Source organism: Edaphocola aurantiacus (assembly GCF_019797745.1).
GTDB lineage: Bacteria > Bacteroidota > Bacteroidia > Chitinophagales > Chitinophagaceae > Edaphocola > Edaphocola aurantiacus.
In genome coordinates this window covers 698,134-717,427 of the sequence record NZ_VOSI01000003.1, presented here as the reverse complement: position 1 = coordinate 717,427, position 19,294 = coordinate 698,134, and the positions used below count along the sequence as shown (strand labels likewise).

The window sequence follows — 19,294 nt, the reverse complement described above, 5'->3', positions numbered from 1 at the left end:
GTAGTGACAAATTCCTTTTTATATAAGTATTTGTTCCCGAATTGGCAATCCACTTTCTATTGATTTTCAGAATTTTACATAAAAATTACAAATTCAGAAATATTATGGAAAACAATAGAAACTTTGTTGCGATTAACTACATTGATTGTGAAGCAGATTACAAAGAAAGATTTGAAAGCCTGTTTGCCTCCCGTGCACATGCCATCGATACCATGACCGGATTTATCGATATGCAGGTATTGAAACCACAAACCGATGATGGTAAATACCTGATCGTAAGCTTCTGGGATACGGAAGAGGCCTTCAAAGACTGGACCAAATCTCCGCAGTTTATCGAAGGACACAAAAGAGGATTTGAAGATATCGCTATCGCGAAAAAAGAAGGCAAAACTCCTCCGATGAAATCCGATTTCAAAACATACAAAGTCATCAGCAGATAATGGATACACAGGAAACAGAGACGAACCCCAAGGGGAACCGTAAAAAGTGGCTTAAGCGATTAGGCATCTTCGGCTTTTTGTTTTTTCTGATCAAAGGTCTGGCCTGGATTGCAGTAGCTATTGCAGCCTGGTATGGCTTCAAGCTATTTTAGGGAGTATACCCCCATTATACATACGTGTGCCCCGGCAAATTGCCGGGGCACACGTATGTATAAACTTTGGAAGTAGTAATTACTTTTTCTTGAATAGTACCATCTTCAATAAGATGACGATGGGAAATAAAAATGCACAAGCAAATATTAAGTATGGGAACTATTGCTTAACTCATTTTATGTAATATCCAGTCTCCACTTTTTATTAATCTACTTTCCTCTGTCGGCTCTTGTGTAGCCTTACCTTCAACGACAACTCTAATTTGCTCATTCTGACCAGATTTAATTTTGAAGCTAAGGGTATTGTTATCCAAAAGCTTTACTTCTGCCTTGCCATAGCCTAATCTACGATTGGGATCACCAAATGACATTACTGAACCATTATTTAAGTCAATAAGATAAAAAGAGACTAGGGCCATGTTAGCTTTACCATCATTATTAAGATCACTGAATGTACTGCTTACAGTAACTCCATTGATTTGAAAATCATGCCAGCCAATGATAGCATCGGTGTATATCTTCCCAAATTGTTTTCTGGATTGAAGTGTTAACTTGATAGTCAATGTCTCATTGCCTCTTGTTGCTTGCCATTTACCTTCCAGTTTATGTAGATCAGACTGCTGCACATAAGTACCAGCTTTGGGCATTTGTGCGTCTGTTGTAATAGGTACTATAAACGTTGTAGTAATGAAAAGGGCTTTTATTAAGTTTTTTATATTCAAATTTTAGATTTTAATTAGTTCGCACCATTAGAAGCGTCACTTTAATGAATAAGTCTTAACCTTAAAAGCCGCTTTGGGTTGTATCAAAGATAAATATACAAGGCATAATAAATAAACAATCGGTATCGCCAGCACCGCATAGAATGCAAAACCGTGAAGTTGATCTCTGAAAATTTGCAATGCGGCACAGCTTATCCATGCCAGCAGGAATAGAATACGATGTACTTTATTTTCGGTCATCACAATTACAGAATCATTATCAACCTTTACGGTATATGTCGAAAAGTGTAATGGTGATGGTTTGACAATAACTTCTGTAGCTTCTTCAATATCCAATATCGCCTCTGACTTAAAGCCCGATATTTTATGTACAATACCATTATTGGCTATTATAATAATGGGTAACCAGGTGCCGTAGTAAGCAGTATTTTTTATAAATATCATAGTTTTGTTTTTCTGAATTAATCCCACGATAATGCGACTACAGCTGATGCAATAGCACCAACGCCGACAGCACCAACTGCAGTTCCTATACCTACAGCGGCACCCGCTAAATCCGCTTGTACCAAATTGGCAATTCGCTGCTCTTTCTGAGCCTGCATTTCTCTTTTCTTTCTTTCCTCCTCTTCTTTCTTCTTCTTATCATCGTCTCCCTTACCCATTGTAATCATTATTGCTCTATCAACCCATCCATCATAGTTGTTCTCCCAATATTGATAAGAGGAATATGCAACACTAACCATTGTCGACAATCTTATTTTATATTGAGGAGGGCACCCACGTTCGTAGTTAGCATAAATATTCAAGAGGCCCGCTTTAAATTCATCTTTACTTCCAGTGTTACGTAATAAATCTTTAATATCTGCGTAGGCTGAGCCTAGAACGGGTGTATTTTCTAAATCTGTTTTAATTTGATTGATTACAGAAACTGACCGTCCATACGCTGCGTTTTCCTTAAAAGAAACCAGATAGTTATTATCTCCATAATTAGACGCTAGTTTTTCAATATATCGCTTCATTGTGGATTGATAGATTTGACTATCTATTTCGCCATAATTATCTATCAAGATTGAAAAAGAATCTAAATGCAGGTTATGAAGGTTGCCGCTATTGTTAAGTATAGAATCATAAATTTTTAACGCGCCAGAGTACAGTACTGTTTTTCTTCCATTTGCGTTAATTGGTTTTGGGCACTTATTACAAGCTAAGAAACTAGTTGTCAGCGCTCCTGATAACCCTACTGCTACAATTAATAATACTTTTTTCATGGTTTTTGTAAATTCTACTGGTTAAGAATAGAACAAATGTATTAGGTCTTAGTATGTTCCCCAACGAACAATAACTAACTTCTGTACTGTTTTCAGACGCGGCAGGAGCAGTGGCCCATACTTTTGAATGGGTTGGTGTCAACATTACTTCACTGCACCACAGGATTAACATACTATTCCCAAAAAAATCTTATTTTTAAAGCACTGAAACTAAACTGACATCTGATGCATAATGCCCAATGGGAACAGGAGGTAGAATACCTCCATAGCATTATCCGTAAAATGAATCTTGATGAGGCCATCAAGTGGGGGGCAACCATATATACCCATAAAGGCCGCAATGTGGTGGCCTGTGGCGGATTCAACAATTTCTTTTCTCTCTGGTTTTATGATGGTGTTTTCTTAAGCGATCCCTGCAAGGTACTGGTCAACGCATCTGAAGGTAAAACAAAGGCCCTGCGCCAATGGCGGTTTACCGGTATGGAAGAGATCGATCCGCAAAAGATTGAAGCATATATAAGAGAAGCAATCCGTAATGTAGACGAAGGCAAGACCTGGACACCGGAGCGCTCTGCAGAACTGGTCATTCCTGATGCATTGCAGGAGGCCCTGGACACGGATGCAGCACTTAATGAAGCCTTTACGGCACTGAGTTTGTACAAGCAAAAAGAATACGTAGAACATATTGAAACAGCCAAGCGGGATGCTACCCGTCTGAGCCGGCTGGAGAAGATTAAACCAATGATCCTGGAAGGCAAAGGATTGAATGACAAATACCGCTAACAAGTATAGTTATGGCCAAAGCAAATAAAACTGTTTTTACAGAAGATAGTGTTACCGATTTTATAGAACAGGTAAGCGATGCGCAGCAACGCAGCGATAGTTATGAACTGGTACAGCTGATGGAGCAATGCTCCGGTAAAGCGCCGCGCATGTGGGGCAGCAGCATTATCGGGTTTGGCGAGTACCACTATAAGTACGACAGCGGCCATGAAGGAGATGCACCGGTAATCGGTTTCTCACCCCGCAAGGCGGCCATATCTGTTTATGTCTATTGCGACACCATACGCCAGCAGGAATTACTGAATGCACTGGGCAAATTCAAGATGGGCAAGGCCTGTATCTATGTAAAGAAACTGGAGCATATAGACCAGGAAGTACTCAAAGAAATGATTGCAGACACCTTACAGTTTATAGACCAGAAATACGGTATAAAATAGGGAAATGATGAAACAACATACGACTAACTATATCAATACATTTATAGAAGTGGCAGAAGATTGCCCCGTAATGCAGGCAGATGTGCCACCGCAGAAGGGAGACAAGCTGTCTATCGCCAATATGCAGTATAATATGCTGCACGATCATCCGTACCGCTACAGTTCCGACGAAGTGATCTTCCAGTGCCATGCCTTTAAAAATGAACTGACCAATGATGAGTGGGACGATGCCCGTGAGCAATTCTTCTCCAGAGGACAGGCTTGCCTGCGTGCCTCACCACTGGCCAAGCGCTATGGCTTTGGCATTCATCATAACGAAGCGGGTAAGGTAGCCCTCTACGGTCGTGAAACCAAGGAATATCAGCGCTTCTGTGCCGATAAGCATATACAGAAGGTAAAAGCCATGCGTTCCAAAAGAGCATAACCGATTAATCAAAACACATAAATTAAAACACTATGCACAATCCGATCCACGTAGAAGTACGCATTCCCGCTTCGCTGCAGCAAGTATGGGATGCCTTTACCCAGCCCGATGCCGTACAGCAATGGAATGCGGCAAGCGAAGACTGGCACTGCCCGGAAGCACGAAACGACCTTCGTGAAGGAGGTGATTTTAAATATATTATGGCCGCCCGCGATGGCAGCATGCAGTTCGATTTCGGTGGTACGTACACTGAAGTGAATCCGCATAAAACCATTGCCTATACAATGGGAGACGGCCGCAAGGTGCATGTAGCCTTTAACGAACAGGGCAATGATACCGTAGTATCTGAACATTTCGAGGCAGAAGATATCAATGACCGTGATATGCAGCAGGCAGGCTGGCAGGCCATCCTGAACAATTTCAAGCATTACGTAATCAATCAGCAAACATAAAAATCTTACCTCATAACTATTCTTAAAAAAACCTTTAAAACACACAATTATGGCAGGCTACAACCCGGTACACTGGTTCGAAATCTATGTAGATGATATCAACCGTGCACGCAAATTCTATGAAACCGTTCTGGGCTATTCCATGAACGAAATGGCTACACCAGGAGATATGGATATGAAAATGCTCGGCTTCCCTGGTGTGGAAGATGGTATGGGTACCTCTGGTGCCCTGGTACAAATGGAGCATGTAAAAGCAGGTGGTAACAGCACCCTGGTATACTTCGGCTGCAAAGACTGCTCCGTAGAGCAGGGCAGAGTAGAAGCAGCAGGCGGTAAAATACAGCAGCCTAAGTTCTCTATCGGGGAGTATGGCTTTTGTGCCATTTGCAACGATACAGAAGGCAACTACTTCGGTCTGTACTCGATGGAGTAAGATGGAGTAAACAAAATTTATTTTTTATGATAAAGGCTATTACGGTAATGTGTAATAGCCTTTATATTTGTAACAGAAATAATATTCCTATGGCGCAAACCTTTATCAGCGATATCTCCGGTCAGTCTTATCCCATATCAGAAAGGGTTAATGCACATGCCATAAATGTAGGTCTGTTCAATATGATTGTAAAGGACAAGCCACAATTCAACGATAGGTCCTCTCTCACTTTGAAAGAATTAAATGAATACCGGATGCAGTATATCTCCTCCTATCTTTCCAAAGAGGTAAGTAACCTTACCGATATGGAGCAGAAGGTAATGCAGACGCTGAATGATAATAGTATCATCACTAAAGAAGTAGATACTGAAGAGGAGACCTCTTCAGATACCTTTGGAGAAAGAGTGGCCGACAAAGTAGCCACTTTCGGCGGCAGCTGGACATTTATTATTGCATTTGGTGTGTTTATTCTGTTGTGGATCGCAGCTAATGTATACCTGCTGGCCAATAAGGGCTTCGATCCTTATCCCTTCATCCTGCTGAACCTGATCCTGTCCTGCCTGGCATCTTTGCAGGCACCCGTGATCATGATGAGCCAGAACCGGCAGGAGGATAAGGACCGGCTGCGGGCCAAGAAGGATTATATGATCAACCTTAAAGCAGAGATTGAATTACGTGCCCTGCATGAGAAGATCGATCACCTCATCATTCACCAACAACAGGAGCTGCTGGAGATACAGCGTATACAGATTGAAATGATGAATGATATCCTGGAAAAAATCGAACCGAAGACAGAAAATTAAAGCCGCCGTTCCTTACTTTTGACAAAACAACTAAACAATGTACATCTACGACAGCAAGACCTGGTTCGACTTTAAATTCTTACTCTCCAAGGCAGATACCTTGCGTAAGATGCTGCCGATACTCATCGCAATATTTATTTACTGTGCCGTTCTGGGTTATCTGGAAATCGAAGTCTGGCAGCTATCCAGCAATAGCTGGATCAAGAACATAAACCTGATGCATACCACATTGGGCTTTGTAATCTCTTTACTGGTGGTATTCCGTACCAATACGGCTTATGACCGCTGGTGGGAGGGACGCAAACTCTGGGGAGCGCTGGTCAATAACAGCCGCAATTTTGCCATAAAGCTGGCTTCTGTACTGGATTCCAAGGATGAGGAGTACAGACTGTTTTTCAGGAAGTATATACCGCTGTATGCAGAATCACTGAAGATACACCTGCAATCGGAAAGCACACGCTTAAGCCTTGATGTAAAAGAGCATCCGGAATTATATATACTGGAAAAGGATAAGCATATCCCCAACCAGGTAGCACGCATATTATCTCTTAAGGTGCAGCAGATGTATAAAGAAGGTATTATTACCGATGCCCACATGATCAATTTAAACAATGAACTCTCTGCACTGACCGATATCTGCGGTGGCTGTGAGCGCATTAAGAACACACCTATTCCTTATTCCTACAGTTCATTTATCAAGCGCTTTATCATGATCTATGTGATTACCTTACCGATCGGGTATGTATTTCAGCTGGGTTATTATGTAGCCCCACTGGTTACCTTCATCGCGTATGTGTTGGGTAGCCTGGAGCTGATTGCAGAAGAGATAGAAGATCCGTTTGGAGGAGATCCTAATGATCTGCCTTTACAAAAGATCTGTAATAATATACAAAAGCATGTAGGGGAAATTCTTTAATATAATACATTTCCCTGATATATACTTCAGTGCCTGCTGCAAAGCGGGCACTTTTTTTATGCAAAATGCCCTGCTGGTGTGATTTTGAGCAATTAGGCCCATGAAAAACGGGGATTTTTCCTCATACGGGAGCCCTGAAATATATAGACCTTTGAACTATAATTGAAAAGCGTGATTCTAATATAAAATTTATTGATAATTAACTCTAAACAATATAGACACTTCTATATATATAACCAATTTTCAACTATAGTAAACTATTCTCACTTTAAAAACAAAAATTATGAAATCAATTGTATTACTACTTGCCCTGGGCATGAGCACTTATTGCTCCAGAGCCCAGAGCATCTCGCCCTCTACGCTGAATGCCACAGGGGGTAGTGCTGCCATCTCCGGTAACACGTACGAGTGGTCCATTGGTGAAATGACCCTTGTACATACCGCAACAGCCGGTTCGCTTACGGTCACACAGGGCCTGCTGCAACCCAAGGCATCACAGGTGGGCATCAATGATGTACCCTTATCCCTGGATCAGCTGAGCGTTTACCCAAATCCCACCGGTAGCTTCGTATACCTCGAAACCAAACTGAACGCTTCTGCAGAACTGCATTACAGCCTGTATGATGTACTGGGAAGATCCCTCACCATGCACACCTACAAAATCCCTTCCGGTAAAGAAAAAATTATGATTGATCTGGCTCCTTATGCTGCGGGTAGTTACTACCTCAATGTGCAGATACAGCAGCAGGGCAGTCAATACCGTAACAGTTTTGAAATCAAAAAAGTTCAGTAAGTCAAATCATTTCAACTATTAAAAACAAAAAAACATGAAAAAGTTATTATTTATATCGCTTTGCATATGCGCATCTATGGGTATTTCTTTTGCCCAGGTGCCAGATATGTTCAATTACCAGGGTGTGGCCCGTAACAATGCAGGAGCCGCACTGGCTAATCAGTCTATCGGACTGAGGTTATCTATCCTTGATGCCTCCAACACGGTATTGTATTCCGAAACGCAGAGTGCGATGACGAATGCCTACGGCTTATTCAATGTACAGGTTGGTTCCGGTACGGTTGTGACGGGTACTATGTCCGCTGCAAATGGCCTCACCGGTGATCGCTTTATGAAAGTAGAAATGGATCCTGCAGGCGGTACCAGCTATGCAGATCTGGGTACAACCAAAATGTTGTCTGTACCATATGCACAAGCAGCCAAAGGGGTACAAGCTACGTCTAACGGCGGTTATGGCCTGGTAGGCACTACAGCCAGCAGTTTATGGTGGGGCTTTTATGAAAATGGTTTGTACAGAGGGTATCTCGGTAGCTATGCCGGTAAAAACGAAGACGTAGACTTCGGTACCGGTGGTGGTAATACATTAGGTAGCCTGCACTTAACCATTGCTGCATCACCTAAATTGACCATAGACTCTATCGGTCGTGTAGGTATCGGTACCCGTTATCCAATGACCAATCTGACGGTTACCTCAGCATCTAATGATGTGATCAATATCGGTAACATGAACGGATGGACTGCCATTGGTCTGGCCAACTCTTCTTCCGGACCGTACAACGCAATCGGTAATGGTGGCACTTACCTGAGCTTCCTGTATAACGCCACACCTACGACCAGCATATCTGCCACCAATTCAAAAATGCTGATGGATGGTACAACAAATACCTTCAGACCAACAAATGATAATACCATGTCCTTAGGCGCCAATGGTTCCCGCTGGACTGCAGTATGGGCTGCAAATGGCACGATTCAGACTTCTGATGAACGCTATAAAACCAATATCCAGCCTTTATCTTCTGGTCTTAGCACCATCATGCAGCTGAAACCGATTTCCTATAACTGGAAAGATGAAAAACTGCGCCTGGGTACAGGAGTGAACTATGGCTTCTCTGCACAGGAACTGAGTGTCAGTGCACCAGACCTGGTGATCCACTCTACTACACCGATAGATGTAGAAACAGGTAAAGCAACAGCAGAGTATAATGATGCTTATGGTGTGAAATATGCAGAATTCACCCCTGTGCTGGTAAAAGCAATCCAGGAGCAACAAGCAGTTATTGAAGAGCTGAAAAAAGAAATTGAAATCCTGAAAGCAAAAATCAAATAACAAAACCTGCAAGCAACCTGCGTCATGCGTTGCATTTCACTTAAAAACAATATTTACAATATTCTTAAAAAATCATCTGTATGAAAAAGTTAATACTAAGTATTGCAATAGCCTTTGCCGCCATCCAGGTGGGCACGGCTCAGGCACCACAAAAATTCAATTATCAGGGCGTAGCCCGCAATAATACCGGGGCTGCGCTGCCCAATCAATCTCTGGGATTGAGAATCAGCATCCTCGATGGTTCATCTTCCGGTACGGTTGTATATTCTGAAAGACAGAGTGCTACTACAAATACATATGGTCTGTATAATATCTCAGTAGGTAATGGTACACCATTGAGTGGTACTATGGCCGCAGTAAACTGGGGTACCGGCGATAAGTATATGAAAGTAGAAATTGACCCTGCCGGTGGTACAAACTATACCAACCTGGGTGCTACACAATTATTGAGCGTACCTTTTGCCTTACATGCAGCTAACGGTGGCGTAGCTGGTCCTGCTGGACCACAAGGCCCTGTCGGTCCGGCTGGTCCTGTAGGCGCGACCGGTCCTAACGGAGCTACTGGTGCTCAGGGACCCGCTGGTCCAGCAGGACCTCAGGGGCCAGTTGGCGCAACAGGTGCACAAGGTCCTGCCGGACCTGTAGGTGCTACAGGAGCAGGCGGTGCTACCGGGGCAGCAGGCCCCGCTGGTCCTCAGGGCCCTGCGGGCAGTGCCAATATCAGTGGTACGACCAACACTTTGGTTAAGTTTACCGGAGCTGCTACGGGAGGTAACTCTCAGTTGACAGATGATGGTACTTCAGTTGGTGTCAATACCGGTACCCTCAGTCCGAATATCAAATTTCAGGTGACTGCCGGTTCTATCGGCAATGCCATGAGGGCTACACTAACTGGTACGCCAGCAACCTCTATCGCTACTGCGGGTTCTGTATATGGTGAGTCCACCACCGGTATCGGTGTAATCGGGGTCAGCGGATCTCAGAACGGGGTGTATGGTCTGTCTACAGGTACTCTTGGCGGTACAGTCGGTGTTGCCACCGGTACCGGTAATGGTATCTGGGGTGTGGCTACAGGTGCCGGTGTGGCCGGTTTCTTTGATGGTGGTACTACTGGTCGTGGTATCGTAGTATCTACCGGTGCATCTGGTTTCGGTACCTCTACACCAAGCGGTAGATTGCATGTAATGCAGCCTGCAACTCCGGTTCCGGCTATAGATACCTTCGCAGCCATCACAGGGTATTCTTATACCTCTCAGGCTTGTCTTAAAGCCGGTGTATTCGGTAACTACAACGGCAGTAACTATGGTGTCGGTGTTCAGGGTACCGGTTATAACGGAGTTAATAACCAGGATGCCAACACTATTTTCGGTGTAGGTAACCAGGATCTGGGTGTGTATGGTTCTGCCAACACCGCCGGTGTAATGGGGGCTTCTGTCGGAGGTATAGGCGTGGTTGGTTATAATAAAAATGCCAGCTTTGCAGCAACAACTGGTATTGGTAATACCTATGGTGTATATGGTAACGCACAAACTGTTGGTGGGGCTACAGTACCAACCGTACGTTATGGTGTGTATGGCTTCGCCAGCGGCGCAACGACTAACTATGCCGGTTATTTCTCCGGTAATGTGCAGATCACGGGCTCTATTGCCAAAGGTAGTGGTACGTTCAAAATCGATCACCCTTTAGATCCTGAAAACAAATACCTGTACCATAGCTTTGTAGAAAGTCCAGATATGATGAACATCTATAATGGTAACATTACTACAGATGCCAATGGTTATGCAACGGTAAAACTGCCTGAATATTTTGAATCGCTGAACCAGGATTTCCGTTATCAGCTTACCGTAATCGGTGCTTTCGCACAGGCAATTGTTGCCCAGGAAGTGTCTGGCAATGAATTCAGAATTCAGACCAATCAGCCTGGTATTAAAGTAAGCTGGCAGGTAACCGGTGTGCGTCATGATAAATATGCCAATGCGCATCGTGTAGTACCTGAAGTAGAAAAAGAAGCACAATTTAAAGGACGTTATCTGCATGCTGCAGAATGGGGCATGCCGGAAGATCGCAGTATAGATGCTATTACCCGTCCTAAAGATTATATGAACGTGGAGAAAACAGCAACTCCGGAACGTAAAGTCAGCACACCTGCTACTGAAAACACAGGAAAAGTTGGTGGTGCAATCTTAAAAAACTAAACACTAGAGTAGTACAATAAACCCAAAGCACAGGGCCTCCGTTTTTCAACGGAGGCCCTCTCTTATGTTCACCTTGATTTTTTAGCGCTACCTTTTGCATCAAAGCAAAAGGCATCAATAAGAATCAAGGAAGTTTTTGTTTGCTGAATGCAGGTATTCTGTATAATTCAATCATGTCGACAATAATCCGGTGATTCAGCTCATTTATAATGCTATTTTCTTATGCTTTCTTCTGGCAGTCAACAGATAAGTCTCGATACATAAACTGATCAAGGCCAGTACCACGCACCACTTCCAGAGATCAACACTACCTGTTTTACCACCGCTGAATCCCGGACCTTTATGTTCATTCCAGTATACTGTAGCTGGTTTCAGCAGATTACTGATCTCCGCTTCTGTAGCCGGTTTCAGGCGCGATTCCAGGATGTCATTATTGACCGCAATTAAAGTACTGTCTTTAACCTCATCATTGCTCAGGCGGTAAAACCCGGTTTGGGTAATTACATTACCGGCATACACATTAGTACCATTTCCGAAAGGAGCCTGTGGGGGAACGGTTTCCTGACCGCCACCCAGGATGCGGAATACACTTCGGTTGCGGGAATGTAAAGGCACAAATACAGGCTGACTATTATTGGCCGTAACAGCGTAGATAGACTGCGCTCCGCTCTGCGCGCACATTTTGTATAATATAGGCAGAAACAGATTACTCAGCACGAAATTACCGGCCTGCTCTTCCAGCGGACTCGCCAGGAGGTATAATCTTCCCTGACCAATGGTGTATTGCGCCAGGAAAGGATGACCATTCTTCAGGCTCAAAATACTTTGCTGGCCAGCATTAAGACCGGCAGAAATAGGGTAGTGACGTAATACTGCCGGTAGCTGCACATTGGCCGGCATGCTCGCAATCACATCCTTCAACAGGGCATGTTCCGATTGCACACTACCGATCTGTGTTGCTGTAGTATCTTCTTTAGCCAGGCTGATGGGGGCCAGTGTATTTAACTGTGTATTGAAGGCCTGAATATCCCTGATGTTTTTCGGGATAATAAGGAAGCTCAAACCATTATCCAGCCCACTTTGTATTGCCTTTGCAGTAGCGGCATCCATTCCGGAAATATGATGCAGGATAACGAGGTTATATGCACTCAGGTCTTGTGTACTTATCGCACTGATCATTCCCTGTTGGGTAAGGAAGCCGTTCATAGGGCTCAAAGCCGCTGTGATATATGGACTGCTGCTGCCTTCTGTAAGATTCAGTACAGATAGTGTAGCATTGGTCTTTGCTGTAATACGGAAGGTATCATCGTAGTTTACCTGAGCATCTTTCAGCACCAGGGCTATTTTATGCCATCCCGGTGTATTGATCACCAGTGGTATGGTATCCAGTACGGTACTGTCATTCGGTACTGCAATGGTTTTTGCTGCCCTTACCTGGTTATCGACCAGTACCTGCATAGATACCTGCTGGTCCTTATCGGCACTGCCGGAACGGGCCACTTTTACGACCAGCGGATTTTCCTGGCGGGTATCAATTACCGGTTGCAGGAAGTATGCGGTATCAAAGTAAATGTTATTATGCTCGTCCAGCTCTACTGTTCTGAAATGGAAACGGGCACCGGATGTGGCTTTTACTGCAGCATCCCGCAGCAAAGTGCTGCGTTGCATATCTGAAAACAGGTAAGCATCTGCATTGGTAATATTATTGTCGGAAAGAATATTGTTAACCGCTGTTACAACCTGGCTCAGGCTGGTCGTACGGGCACTGATCTGCAGTGCATCCAGTTTCTTTAAAACCTCAGTCTGCGGTACCGGCCTGCTGGCATAAGGATTATCATTTGTAAGCAGGATAAAATCTTGTGTGGCATTGGATTGCTCTACCACTTTCTTTGCATCAGAAACAGCCTTCTGCAGCAAGGACAATTGTCCCTTATTACTGCTGATAGACATACTCTGTGAATTGTCTACATATAATATGTTCAGATTGCTCTTACCGGCAGATGCATTTTTGAATAAAGGTTGTGCAAAAGCCAGTACCAGCGCAGCTACGAACAGGATACGACTAAGCAACAGCAACCAGTTTTCGATAGTGGCACTGCGTTGTGAGGTAATCTTGATGGACTCCAGCAGACGGGTGTCCGGGAAATAAATCGTTTTGTACTTTCTGAAATTAAAGAGATGTATTATGATCGGTATGGCAATAGCCAGACCGGAGATCAGAAACAATGGAAACAGGAAGTTCATACTTATTCATTCATTAAGCCGTAGCTTGTTTTTCTTTACGCACCAACAGGTAATACACCGGAAGGCCGATCAGTACCACAATAATTCCAAATACACAGGTCTCCCATTTGGCAATCAGCAAGCCCAGTGCCATAGCACCCGCAAGGATAAAATACAATATAGGTATAAACGGATAACCGAATGCTTTATAAGGACGCTCCGCATCAGGTCTGCTTTTGCGCAGTCTGAAAATACCGTATATAGTAATCATGTAAAAGATCAGTGTTACAAATACAACGTAATCCAGCAGTAAACCGTATTTACCGCTCAGACATAATATTGATGTCCAGAAACATTGTGCCCACAGGGCCCATTCCGGAACGGAATTTTTATTCAATCTGCCTGCTTGTTTGAAGAACAGGTTATCATTTGCCATTGTATAAAATACCCTTGCACCGGTCATGATCAGGCCATTATTACAGCCAAAGGTTGAAATCATAATCATTACCGCAATTACCAGCGCACCGATATTGCCAAAGATATTAAATGATGCTGCAGTGGCTACACGATCCTGTACGGCAAAGGCAATACCACCGGAATTGGGTGCATAGATACCTCCGGTTTCAGCCGGTGTCAATGGCAGAACGGCAACATACATCAGGTTGATGGTAATGTAAATAATCGTGACGATCAGGGTACCGAAGAACAGGCTCAGGCCCACATTTCGCTGCGGGTTCTTGATCTCTCCTGCCAGGAAAGTTACATTTTCCCAGGCTACACTGCTGAATACAGATCCTACCATTGCAGAGGCAATCAATCCCAGTGCCGCAGACCAGCTGCCAACCTGAGAGAACAGATTCCATCCATTATCAGGATTACCATTTACCGGTGTGGTGAACTTCATGCTCAGGCCTGTTGCCCAGTTTTCGTTCCAGATATCGGCTTTTGCAGCCAGCAGGAATCCGAAAATGATGAGGCCGAAAAGGGATAATAATTTTGCAGAAGTAAATATAGTCTGGATGAATTTTCCTTCTTTAACTCCACGGCTGTTGACCCAGGTCAGGAAAATGACAAGAGCAATAGATACAAGTTGTGCGGGATATAGTTTAAACTGATCGCCGATGGTAAAGAGAATATTGGCATCTTTCATCTCCAATGCCGGGATGAAATAGCCGGCAAACTTACTGAAGGCTACACCTACCGCAGCAATAGTACCGGTCTGGATTACGGTAAAAAAACTCCAGCCGTATAAGAAACCGGTCAGCGAATTGTAGGCTTCTTTTAAGAACACATACTGTCCGCCCGCTTTGGGAAACATGGAAGATAACTCCCCGTAAGAGATCGCCGCAAAAACCGTCATCAGACCGGTAATGAGCCAGATCAGCATCAGCCATCCGGCGCTGCCTACATTGCGGACCATATCGGCACTGACAATAAATATACCTGATCCGATCATAGATCCGGCAACAATCAGTATGCCGTCGGTAAGGGTTAAGCTGCGTTTTAATCCGGTGGTCTGCTCCATTAATGTAGTTTTCGGTTTTTAAAGTGCCAAAGTATTAAAAATATTACATTTGAATGCCTATTCTGTGAAATTTTATCGCTGATCATCAGATCACCATCAGGCTGCAACCCCTTAGTGCTGCATGGTCGCGACGCCCCAGCACCTCGAAGGTATCGTCTCTGTGAATCTTGGCAATATCCTCTGTGGCGATGAAAGCACAGGAGTCGATATTGGCCAGGTCTATAATGTTTAAACAGCCGCTGCCATAAGCATAGGTCTCCAGTGGATCAGATTCGTCCCGCAGCAAAACCTTCATGGTACGATCGCAGGAAAACAGCCCGTTTGCAGGCGCATACGCCTGGGAGAGCAATTCGCTCATACCATATTCAGAATGTACACCCGGCAATTGCCATTGCTGTTGCAGGTAAGCATGTACCTCAATGCGGGTCCATTCTTCTTTCCGGCCCTTCATGCCTCCCGTTTCCATCACGATTACATGCGACAGGTCCATAGGGTAGGCCTCTGCAAAATCAAGCAGGGCAAAGGTTACGCCAATCAATATAATTTTCTTGTCCCGGTGTTTTTGCAACACGATGGCCAGCTGTTCAAATTCATTAAGGTAAAATCCGCTGTCTTCATGTGCACTCATCTGCACCAGGTCATTCACCATATATACCAGTGAGGAGTGCTTCCGCTCCAGGTAGGAGGGCAGCAGCCCGATCACGATATAATCCGCTACATTGCCGTAAAAATGGGCAAAGGCACTCCTGTAGGCATATTCATAATACTTCGGATGGACAATGTGGTGCCTGCTGGGAATCATACCGGTTGTGCCACTGCTTTCAAAAAGCAACTCAGGCTTATGTGTTCCGGTAAGCACCGTATGACTTTTAAAGAATGATATGGGCAGAAAAGGGATGTCTGTAAGATGACGTACCGCTTCTGCGTTTATATGTATGGCATCAGTATAAGCACGATACAAGGGATTGTGTTCGTATTGATAATGAAAGAGTGCAATTGCTCTTTCTTCAAAGTTATGATGGTCAATTGTTTCCAACCAGTGCAGATCAGGAACTGTATTTGCTGCCATGATTTTAATTGTGTATATTTGAGTGCAATAATACTACATTTGGATTTAGTAAATCGCGTTATCCTATGTCACCATATCTTAAAATTACCGCAGCAGCCCTCATTACCGGACTTGCTTTTGCATCCTGTTCCAAGGAAGATAATGTAAGCTATCCGGATACACCGGAGTTGACTTACCGTTCTATGAATACCGGAGAGGTAAGTTATAATGATACTACCCGCTGGATAATGAATTATGACTTTGTCGATGGTGACGGAGATATGGGAACAGACTATACCGATTCCAAACTGGCTGTAACCATTACCAATCTGACCACAGGAGCGATTTATCATTATCCGTTCCCCTATGTACCAACAGAAGCCCGCTTTGGTAAAAAATACCTGAAGGGTAGCGGTACCGTATCTTTTGCTAAAAATGTGTTCTTCGTTCCCCGCACGGATTCGGTGCATATGCTGCGCGATACCTTCCGATTCGAAATGTATGTAACCGATAATGCCGGTAATAAGAGTAATGTAATCTCTACACCACCTGTATATGTAAGCCCTTAAATTTTCTGAAATAATGATATAAACAATGCCCTGCTGATCTTGTTTCAGCAGGGCATTGTTGTATGTTATAATGAAGTTTGGAGCAGAAGGCTTGTAGTATATTCGAATTATCTGGATCAGCCTTATAAGCCAGGTTTAATAATTATCCTGGTAAGCCCTCCTGCGCACCAGCTTCAGATCTTGCAGTACAGAGGATTTTACATTGATGGTAAAGTTGTAATTGCGGTATATACCAAAAGGTACAATATTCAGCATCATCTGCCAGCAGTGCAGATCGCGGGTTACATTGATGGTTGTATAACCGATCGATTTGCTATAGAAATCATAACCGGAAGTGATGTTCAGCATCATCTTAGGTGTAAAGCGTATGCTACCGGTAAAGGAAAGGTTGGGTGTAATGATAATCGTATCCTTGCCACTAACCAGGTTCTTTCTCAGGTAGTTTAAAGAAGAGTTGATACTGATATTCCAGGGAATATTGAAATCGTAATAATCATTGATCCCGTTATTTCTCAGCAGCAATTGCGCCTCTTCACCCTTACGGCCCTCTTCGGTTTCATTATCCTTCTTACTTTTCTCACCGCCCTGGTAGTTAAAGCCCAGTCCGACACCCAATGTACGTAATTGTACCAGTGGCCCTCCTGTATTAATCAGAAATTCTTTAGACCGGTAACCGTTTACAAATCTGTATGCATCGAACTGTCCGTTCAAAGTCAGGTCCAGGTGTTTGGCCACATTGGTTCTGGCATTAAGGTTGATGGCACTCAGATTCTGCGAATCTGCAAAGAAATTATAATTGGCATTCAGTCCGAAACCATCCAGGATGGAGACGATGTGTGTCGATCCGGTATCTTTACCGCGCACCTTCATCTGCAGGGTATTATTGATAGAAATACCGGCAGATCCGACCGGATAAGGGTTGGTAGGGTAACCCACATTGCCCGGAGATATAGAATATGGCGACAATGCAGTAGAGTAACCAAACTGATCTACGTAATTATAAAAATAGTTGAACGGCTTATTGGAAAAGCCCGGGGTATAATTAAAGTTCAATGCTGGAGTGATCACATGGCGAATACCTGCAACACTACCTTTACGGAACATTTTTACCCCATAGATACGGGTACTGATGCTGGAGGTAACACTGAAGTCACGCGTAGCATAGAAGCCCATATTCATCGTCGTATCATCTTTACGCGTACCTGGATTCCAGGTGCGGATCAGTTGTTTGGTATTCCAATACTCATTATACGGAACATTTACACTGAAATTGAAGAAACGAAAAATATTATATGCAGCACCCAGGCTGAAGGAGTGCTTGATGCCGCTACTGAAATCAGACCATTTGATATTATTCAGGCTGAAGGTAGAGTCAACAAAATCGTAACGGTTTTGCGCAGCGACCATATAGGTTCCCGATATTTTCTCATACCACTTTGGCGTACCCACTGAATTTTTTCGCTGGAATGGAGTGATCTGCGATACATTGAAAGTAATGTCCGGGAGGGTAATAGACCCCAGTCCGGTATTTGTACTCTGGTTATGGCGTAAGGCCATAGATAAGGCATAAGGCTTGCCGATCCAGGACTTGCTGTAGGCAATGGAAGTATTGTACTGGTTGTTCAGTACCATACCGGAAGTCATCCCGTTTACGCGGTTATAGCCGCCGGTACCGAATTCTACCTTTGCATTAAAGCTGGCACCCGGCATAGACCTTGGGTCAACCTGGTGTGTCCAGTCTATACGAAAATCATTTTGCTCTGTTTTACCTATATCATAAGGCTCTCCGAAAATACTCTTACTGTAGTTGACATTGAGGCTACCATTATACTTATATCGTTTGGTATAATTTGTAGAGCCGTATACACCATAACTTCCTTTAGAGAAGATATCGAATTGTATAGTGGCACCGATATAATCATTGATATCAAAATAATACCCGATACGTTGCAAACCCAGACCACGGTTCTGTTCCATCGTATAGGTGGGCAGTATGAAACCGGATTTCTGTTTGGGGTTGATCGGGAATATCCCGAATGGAAACATTAATGGAGTAGGGATGTCTGCAATCTGCAGATTAGCCGGTCCGGAAGCAATTACTTTATTCGGAATAGCCTTGATCTTTTTGGCGTAAATGCCATAGTGCGGATGATCCAGGTTACAGGTGGTGTACGTATTTTTATATCCGTAGATCGACTGATCTGGATTACGCTTCACCTGCTGGCTGATCATAAATGCATCGCCATAGGTAGAGCGGGCATTGCGCACAATAGCTCTTTTACTTTTGAAATTATACTTTAAGGAATCGTACTGAAATTTTTCCGAGCCCTGTATAAATTCCTGGTCAGAAGTTTTCAGTCCTGTTGTATCATAAGTAGGATAGGCGCTGACCACATTACTTTTCTGGTCAAACTCTACCACACCGGATTTCAGCTCTATATCTTTCTGATTGATCTGCGCATTGCCATACAGGAAGAATACATTCTTCTCCATATCCATTATAGCAGAATCCTTAGCTACAGAAGTAACTTCATCTTCAGGTGCGTCTTTGGAAATTTTGATGCCCAGCTGCTTTTCTTTGGCTTCTTTGGTCATGGCCGGAACTTTAGCAGTGGTGTCACTTTGCTCCGTTGCCGGTTCCACATCCGTATCGGGCACCTGTGCCCATATAACACAAGGGCTCAGTAAGAGCACAATGAGCAGGAGCAGGTGACGGAATGGGCGGGTTATGTTAACGGATTCTATATGCATTGGAAAAACTTCGCAAAAATAGTATTTCTTTAA

General features: G+C 43.8%; 20 protein-coding genes. 13 read left to right on the top strand and 7 right to left on the bottom strand.

Translation table 11 applies throughout. From position 1 onward, the window contains the following. The first annotated feature begins 104 nt into the window (after window positions 1-104). Together FTD44_RS11870 and FTD44_RS11865 are read left to right on the top strand one after the other, a co-directional pair. Window positions 105-440, top strand: coding sequence for an antibiotic biosynthesis monooxygenase family protein (locus FTD44_RS11870; protein ID WP_222166639.1), 336 nt, complete (start codon window positions 105-107; stop codon window positions 438-440). Then, the gene (locus FTD44_RS11865; RefSeq protein WP_202616078.1) at window positions 440-592 is read left to right on the top strand and encodes a hypothetical protein; all 153 of its coding nucleotides are present in this window, start codon (window positions 440-442) and stop codon (window positions 590-592) included. Before FTD44_RS11870 ends, FTD44_RS11865 begins: the two co-directional genes overlap by 1 nt. Before the next feature lie 167 nt (window positions 593-759). Here FTD44_RS11865 and FTD44_RS11860 read toward each other — a convergent pair whose 3' ends face one another. The 3 genes from FTD44_RS11860 to FTD44_RS11850 are packed head-to-tail and all read right to left on the bottom strand — an operon-like array spanning window position 760 to window position 2,582. Beyond that, window positions 760-1,314, bottom strand: coding sequence for a DUF6705 family protein (locus FTD44_RS11860; RefSeq protein WP_222166638.1), 555 nt, complete (start codon window positions 1,312-1,314; stop codon window positions 760-762). Window positions 1,315-1,350: 36 nt separating this feature from the next. Beyond that, entirely contained in the window at window positions 1,351-1,758 is a 408-nt protein-coding gene (locus FTD44_RS11855; protein ID WP_222166637.1) for a hypothetical protein, read from the bottom strand. A gap of 17 nt (window positions 1,759-1,775) precedes the next feature. Next, window positions 1,776-2,582: a hypothetical protein gene (locus FTD44_RS11850; protein WP_222166636.1), complete on the bottom strand. Its 807-nt coding sequence runs from the start codon at window positions 2,580-2,582 to the stop codon at window positions 1,776-1,778. A 225-nt stretch (window positions 2,583-2,807) separates the two neighbouring features. Between FTD44_RS11850 and FTD44_RS11845 the strand changes: the two genes are divergently transcribed. The 10 genes from FTD44_RS11845 to FTD44_RS11800 all read left to right on the top strand — a co-directional run bounded on the left by FTD44_RS11845 (window position 2,808) and on the right by FTD44_RS11800 (window position 11,145). After that, window positions 2,808-3,365 (top strand): YdeI/OmpD-associated family protein, encoded by a 558-nt coding sequence (locus tag FTD44_RS11845; protein WP_222166635.1) that lies wholly within the window; start codon window positions 2,808-2,810, stop codon window positions 3,363-3,365. A gap of 11 nt (window positions 3,366-3,376) precedes the next feature. Continuing rightward, window positions 3,377-3,802: a DUF1801 domain-containing protein gene (locus tag FTD44_RS11840; RefSeq protein WP_222166634.1), complete on the top strand. Its 426-nt coding sequence runs from the start codon at window positions 3,377-3,379 to the stop codon at window positions 3,800-3,802. A 4-nt stretch (window positions 3,803-3,806) separates the two neighbouring features. Then, a complete protein-coding gene (locus FTD44_RS11835) occupies window positions 3,807-4,226 on the top strand; it encodes a DUF6157 family protein (RefSeq protein WP_246625418.1) in 420 nt (139 codons plus the stop codon). Between the two features lie 32 nt (window positions 4,227-4,258). After that, window positions 4,259-4,678 (top strand): SRPBCC domain-containing protein, encoded by a 420-nt coding sequence (locus tag FTD44_RS11830; RefSeq protein ID WP_222166633.1) that lies wholly within the window; start codon window positions 4,259-4,261, stop codon window positions 4,676-4,678. 49 nt (window positions 4,679-4,727) lie between these two features. Then, on the top strand, window positions 4,728-5,111 hold the full coding sequence (locus tag FTD44_RS11825) for a VOC family protein (protein WP_222166632.1): 384 nt from the start codon (window positions 4,728-4,730) through the stop codon (window positions 5,109-5,111). A gap of 89 nt (window positions 5,112-5,200) precedes the next feature. Next, on the top strand, window positions 5,201-5,914 hold the full coding sequence (locus tag FTD44_RS11820; protein WP_222166631.1) for a DUF1003 domain-containing protein: 714 nt from the start codon (window positions 5,201-5,203) through the stop codon (window positions 5,912-5,914). A 37-nt stretch (window positions 5,915-5,951) separates the two neighbouring features. Continuing rightward, window positions 5,952-6,830, top strand: coding sequence for a bestrophin family protein (locus FTD44_RS11815; protein WP_222166630.1), 879 nt, complete (start codon window positions 5,952-5,954; stop codon window positions 6,828-6,830). Between the two features lie 283 nt (window positions 6,831-7,113). Then, window positions 7,114-7,623: a T9SS type A sorting domain-containing protein gene (locus tag FTD44_RS11810; protein WP_222166629.1), complete on the top strand. Its 510-nt coding sequence runs from the start codon at window positions 7,114-7,116 to the stop codon at window positions 7,621-7,623. Between the two features lie 34 nt (window positions 7,624-7,657). Further along, window positions 7,658-8,950 (top strand): tail fiber domain-containing protein, encoded by a 1,293-nt coding sequence (locus FTD44_RS11805; RefSeq protein WP_222166628.1) that lies wholly within the window; start codon window positions 7,658-7,660, stop codon window positions 8,948-8,950. Window positions 8,951-9,030: 80 nt separating this feature from the next. Further along, a complete protein-coding gene (locus FTD44_RS11800; RefSeq protein WP_222166627.1) occupies window positions 9,031-11,145 on the top strand; it encodes a collagen-like domain-containing protein in 2,115 nt (704 codons plus the stop codon). A gap of 204 nt (window positions 11,146-11,349) precedes the next feature. On the opposite strand, the gene FTD44_RS11795 is transcribed toward FTD44_RS11800, so the two are convergent. The 3 genes from FTD44_RS11795 to FTD44_RS11785 form a co-directional block, all read right to left on the bottom strand. Then, a complete protein-coding gene (locus FTD44_RS11795) occupies window positions 11,350-13,389 on the bottom strand; it encodes a BatA domain-containing protein (RefSeq protein ID WP_222166626.1) in 2,040 nt (679 codons plus the stop codon). 13 nt (window positions 13,390-13,402) lie between these two features. Beyond that, complete coding sequence (locus FTD44_RS11790) at window positions 13,403-14,893, bottom strand: APC family permease (protein WP_222166625.1); 1,491 nt, start codon at window positions 14,891-14,893, stop codon at window positions 13,403-13,405. 85 nt (window positions 14,894-14,978) lie between these two features. Then, window positions 14,979-15,962, bottom strand: a complete 984-nt coding sequence (locus FTD44_RS11785) for an acyl transferase (protein WP_222166624.1) — start codon at window positions 15,960-15,962, stop codon at window positions 14,979-14,981. A gap of 65 nt (window positions 15,963-16,027) precedes the next feature. Here FTD44_RS11785 and FTD44_RS11780 point away from each other — a divergent pair, with 65 nt between their 5' ends. Further along, on the top strand, window positions 16,028-16,510 hold the full coding sequence (locus FTD44_RS11780) for a hypothetical protein (protein WP_222166623.1): 483 nt from the start codon (window positions 16,028-16,030) through the stop codon (window positions 16,508-16,510). Between the two features lie 135 nt (window positions 16,511-16,645). Here the strand turns inward: FTD44_RS11780 and FTD44_RS11775 are convergent, their stop codons facing one another. Beyond that, window positions 16,646-19,261: a putative LPS assembly protein LptD gene (locus FTD44_RS11775; protein WP_222166622.1), complete on the bottom strand. Its 2,616-nt coding sequence runs from the start codon at window positions 19,259-19,261 to the stop codon at window positions 16,646-16,648. Between the last annotated feature and the right edge of the window lie 33 nt (window positions 19,262-19,294).

Excerpts from the sequence above, each read along its gene's own strand:
- FTD44_RS11855 (WP_222166637.1), bottom strand. The coding sequence starts at position 1,758 with ATGATATTTATAAAAAATACTGCTTACTACGGCACCTGGTTACCCATT.
- FTD44_RS11810 (WP_222166629.1), top strand. The coding sequence starts at position 7,114 with ATGAAATCAATTGTATTACTACTTGCCCTGGGCATGAGCACTTATTGC.
- FTD44_RS11815 (WP_222166630.1), top strand. The coding sequence starts at position 5,952 with ATGTACATCTACGACAGCAAGACCTGGTTCGACTTTAAATTCTTACTC.
- FTD44_RS11850 (WP_222166636.1), bottom strand. The coding sequence starts at position 2,582 with ATGAAAAAAGTATTATTAATTGTAGCAGTAGGGTTATCAGGAGCGCTG.
- FTD44_RS11865 (WP_202616078.1), top strand. The coding sequence starts at position 440 with ATGGATACACAGGAAACAGAGACGAACCCCAAGGGGAACCGTAAAAAG.
- FTD44_RS11840 (WP_222166634.1), top strand. The coding sequence starts at position 3,377 with ATGGCCAAAGCAAATAAAACTGTTTTTACAGAAGATAGTGTTACCGAT.
- FTD44_RS11820 (WP_222166631.1), top strand. The coding sequence starts at position 5,201 with ATGGCGCAAACCTTTATCAGCGATATCTCCGGTCAGTCTTATCCCATA.
- FTD44_RS11800 (WP_222166627.1), top strand. The coding sequence starts at position 9,031 with ATGAAAAAGTTAATACTAAGTATTGCAATAGCCTTTGCCGCCATCCAG.
- FTD44_RS11825 (WP_222166632.1), top strand. The coding sequence starts at position 4,728 with ATGGCAGGCTACAACCCGGTACACTGGTTCGAAATCTATGTAGATGAT.
- FTD44_RS11780 (WP_222166623.1), top strand. The coding sequence starts at position 16,028 with ATGTCACCATATCTTAAAATTACCGCAGCAGCCCTCATTACCGGACTT.
- FTD44_RS11805 (WP_222166628.1), top strand. The coding sequence starts at position 7,658 with ATGAAAAAGTTATTATTTATATCGCTTTGCATATGCGCATCTATGGGT.
- FTD44_RS11845 (WP_222166635.1), top strand. The coding sequence starts at position 2,808 with ATGCATAATGCCCAATGGGAACAGGAGGTAGAATACCTCCATAGCATT.
- FTD44_RS11785 (WP_222166624.1), bottom strand. The coding sequence starts at position 15,962 with ATGGCAGCAAATACAGTTCCTGATCTGCACTGGTTGGAAACAATTGAC.
- FTD44_RS11835 (WP_246625418.1), top strand. The coding sequence starts at position 3,807 with ATGATGAAACAACATACGACTAACTATATCAATACATTTATAGAAGTG.
- FTD44_RS11870 (WP_222166639.1), top strand. The coding sequence starts at position 105 with ATGGAAAACAATAGAAACTTTGTTGCGATTAACTACATTGATTGTGAA.
- FTD44_RS11795 (WP_222166626.1), bottom strand. The coding sequence starts at position 13,389 with ATGAACTTCCTGTTTCCATTGTTTCTGATCTCCGGTCTGGCTATTGCC.
- FTD44_RS11775 (WP_222166622.1), bottom strand. The coding sequence starts at position 19,261 with ATGCATATAGAATCCGTTAACATAACCCGCCCATTCCGTCACCTGCTC.
- FTD44_RS11790 (WP_222166625.1), bottom strand. The coding sequence starts at position 14,893 with ATGGAGCAGACCACCGGATTAAAACGCAGCTTAACCCTTACCGACGGC.
- FTD44_RS11830 (WP_222166633.1), top strand. The coding sequence starts at position 4,259 with ATGCACAATCCGATCCACGTAGAAGTACGCATTCCCGCTTCGCTGCAG.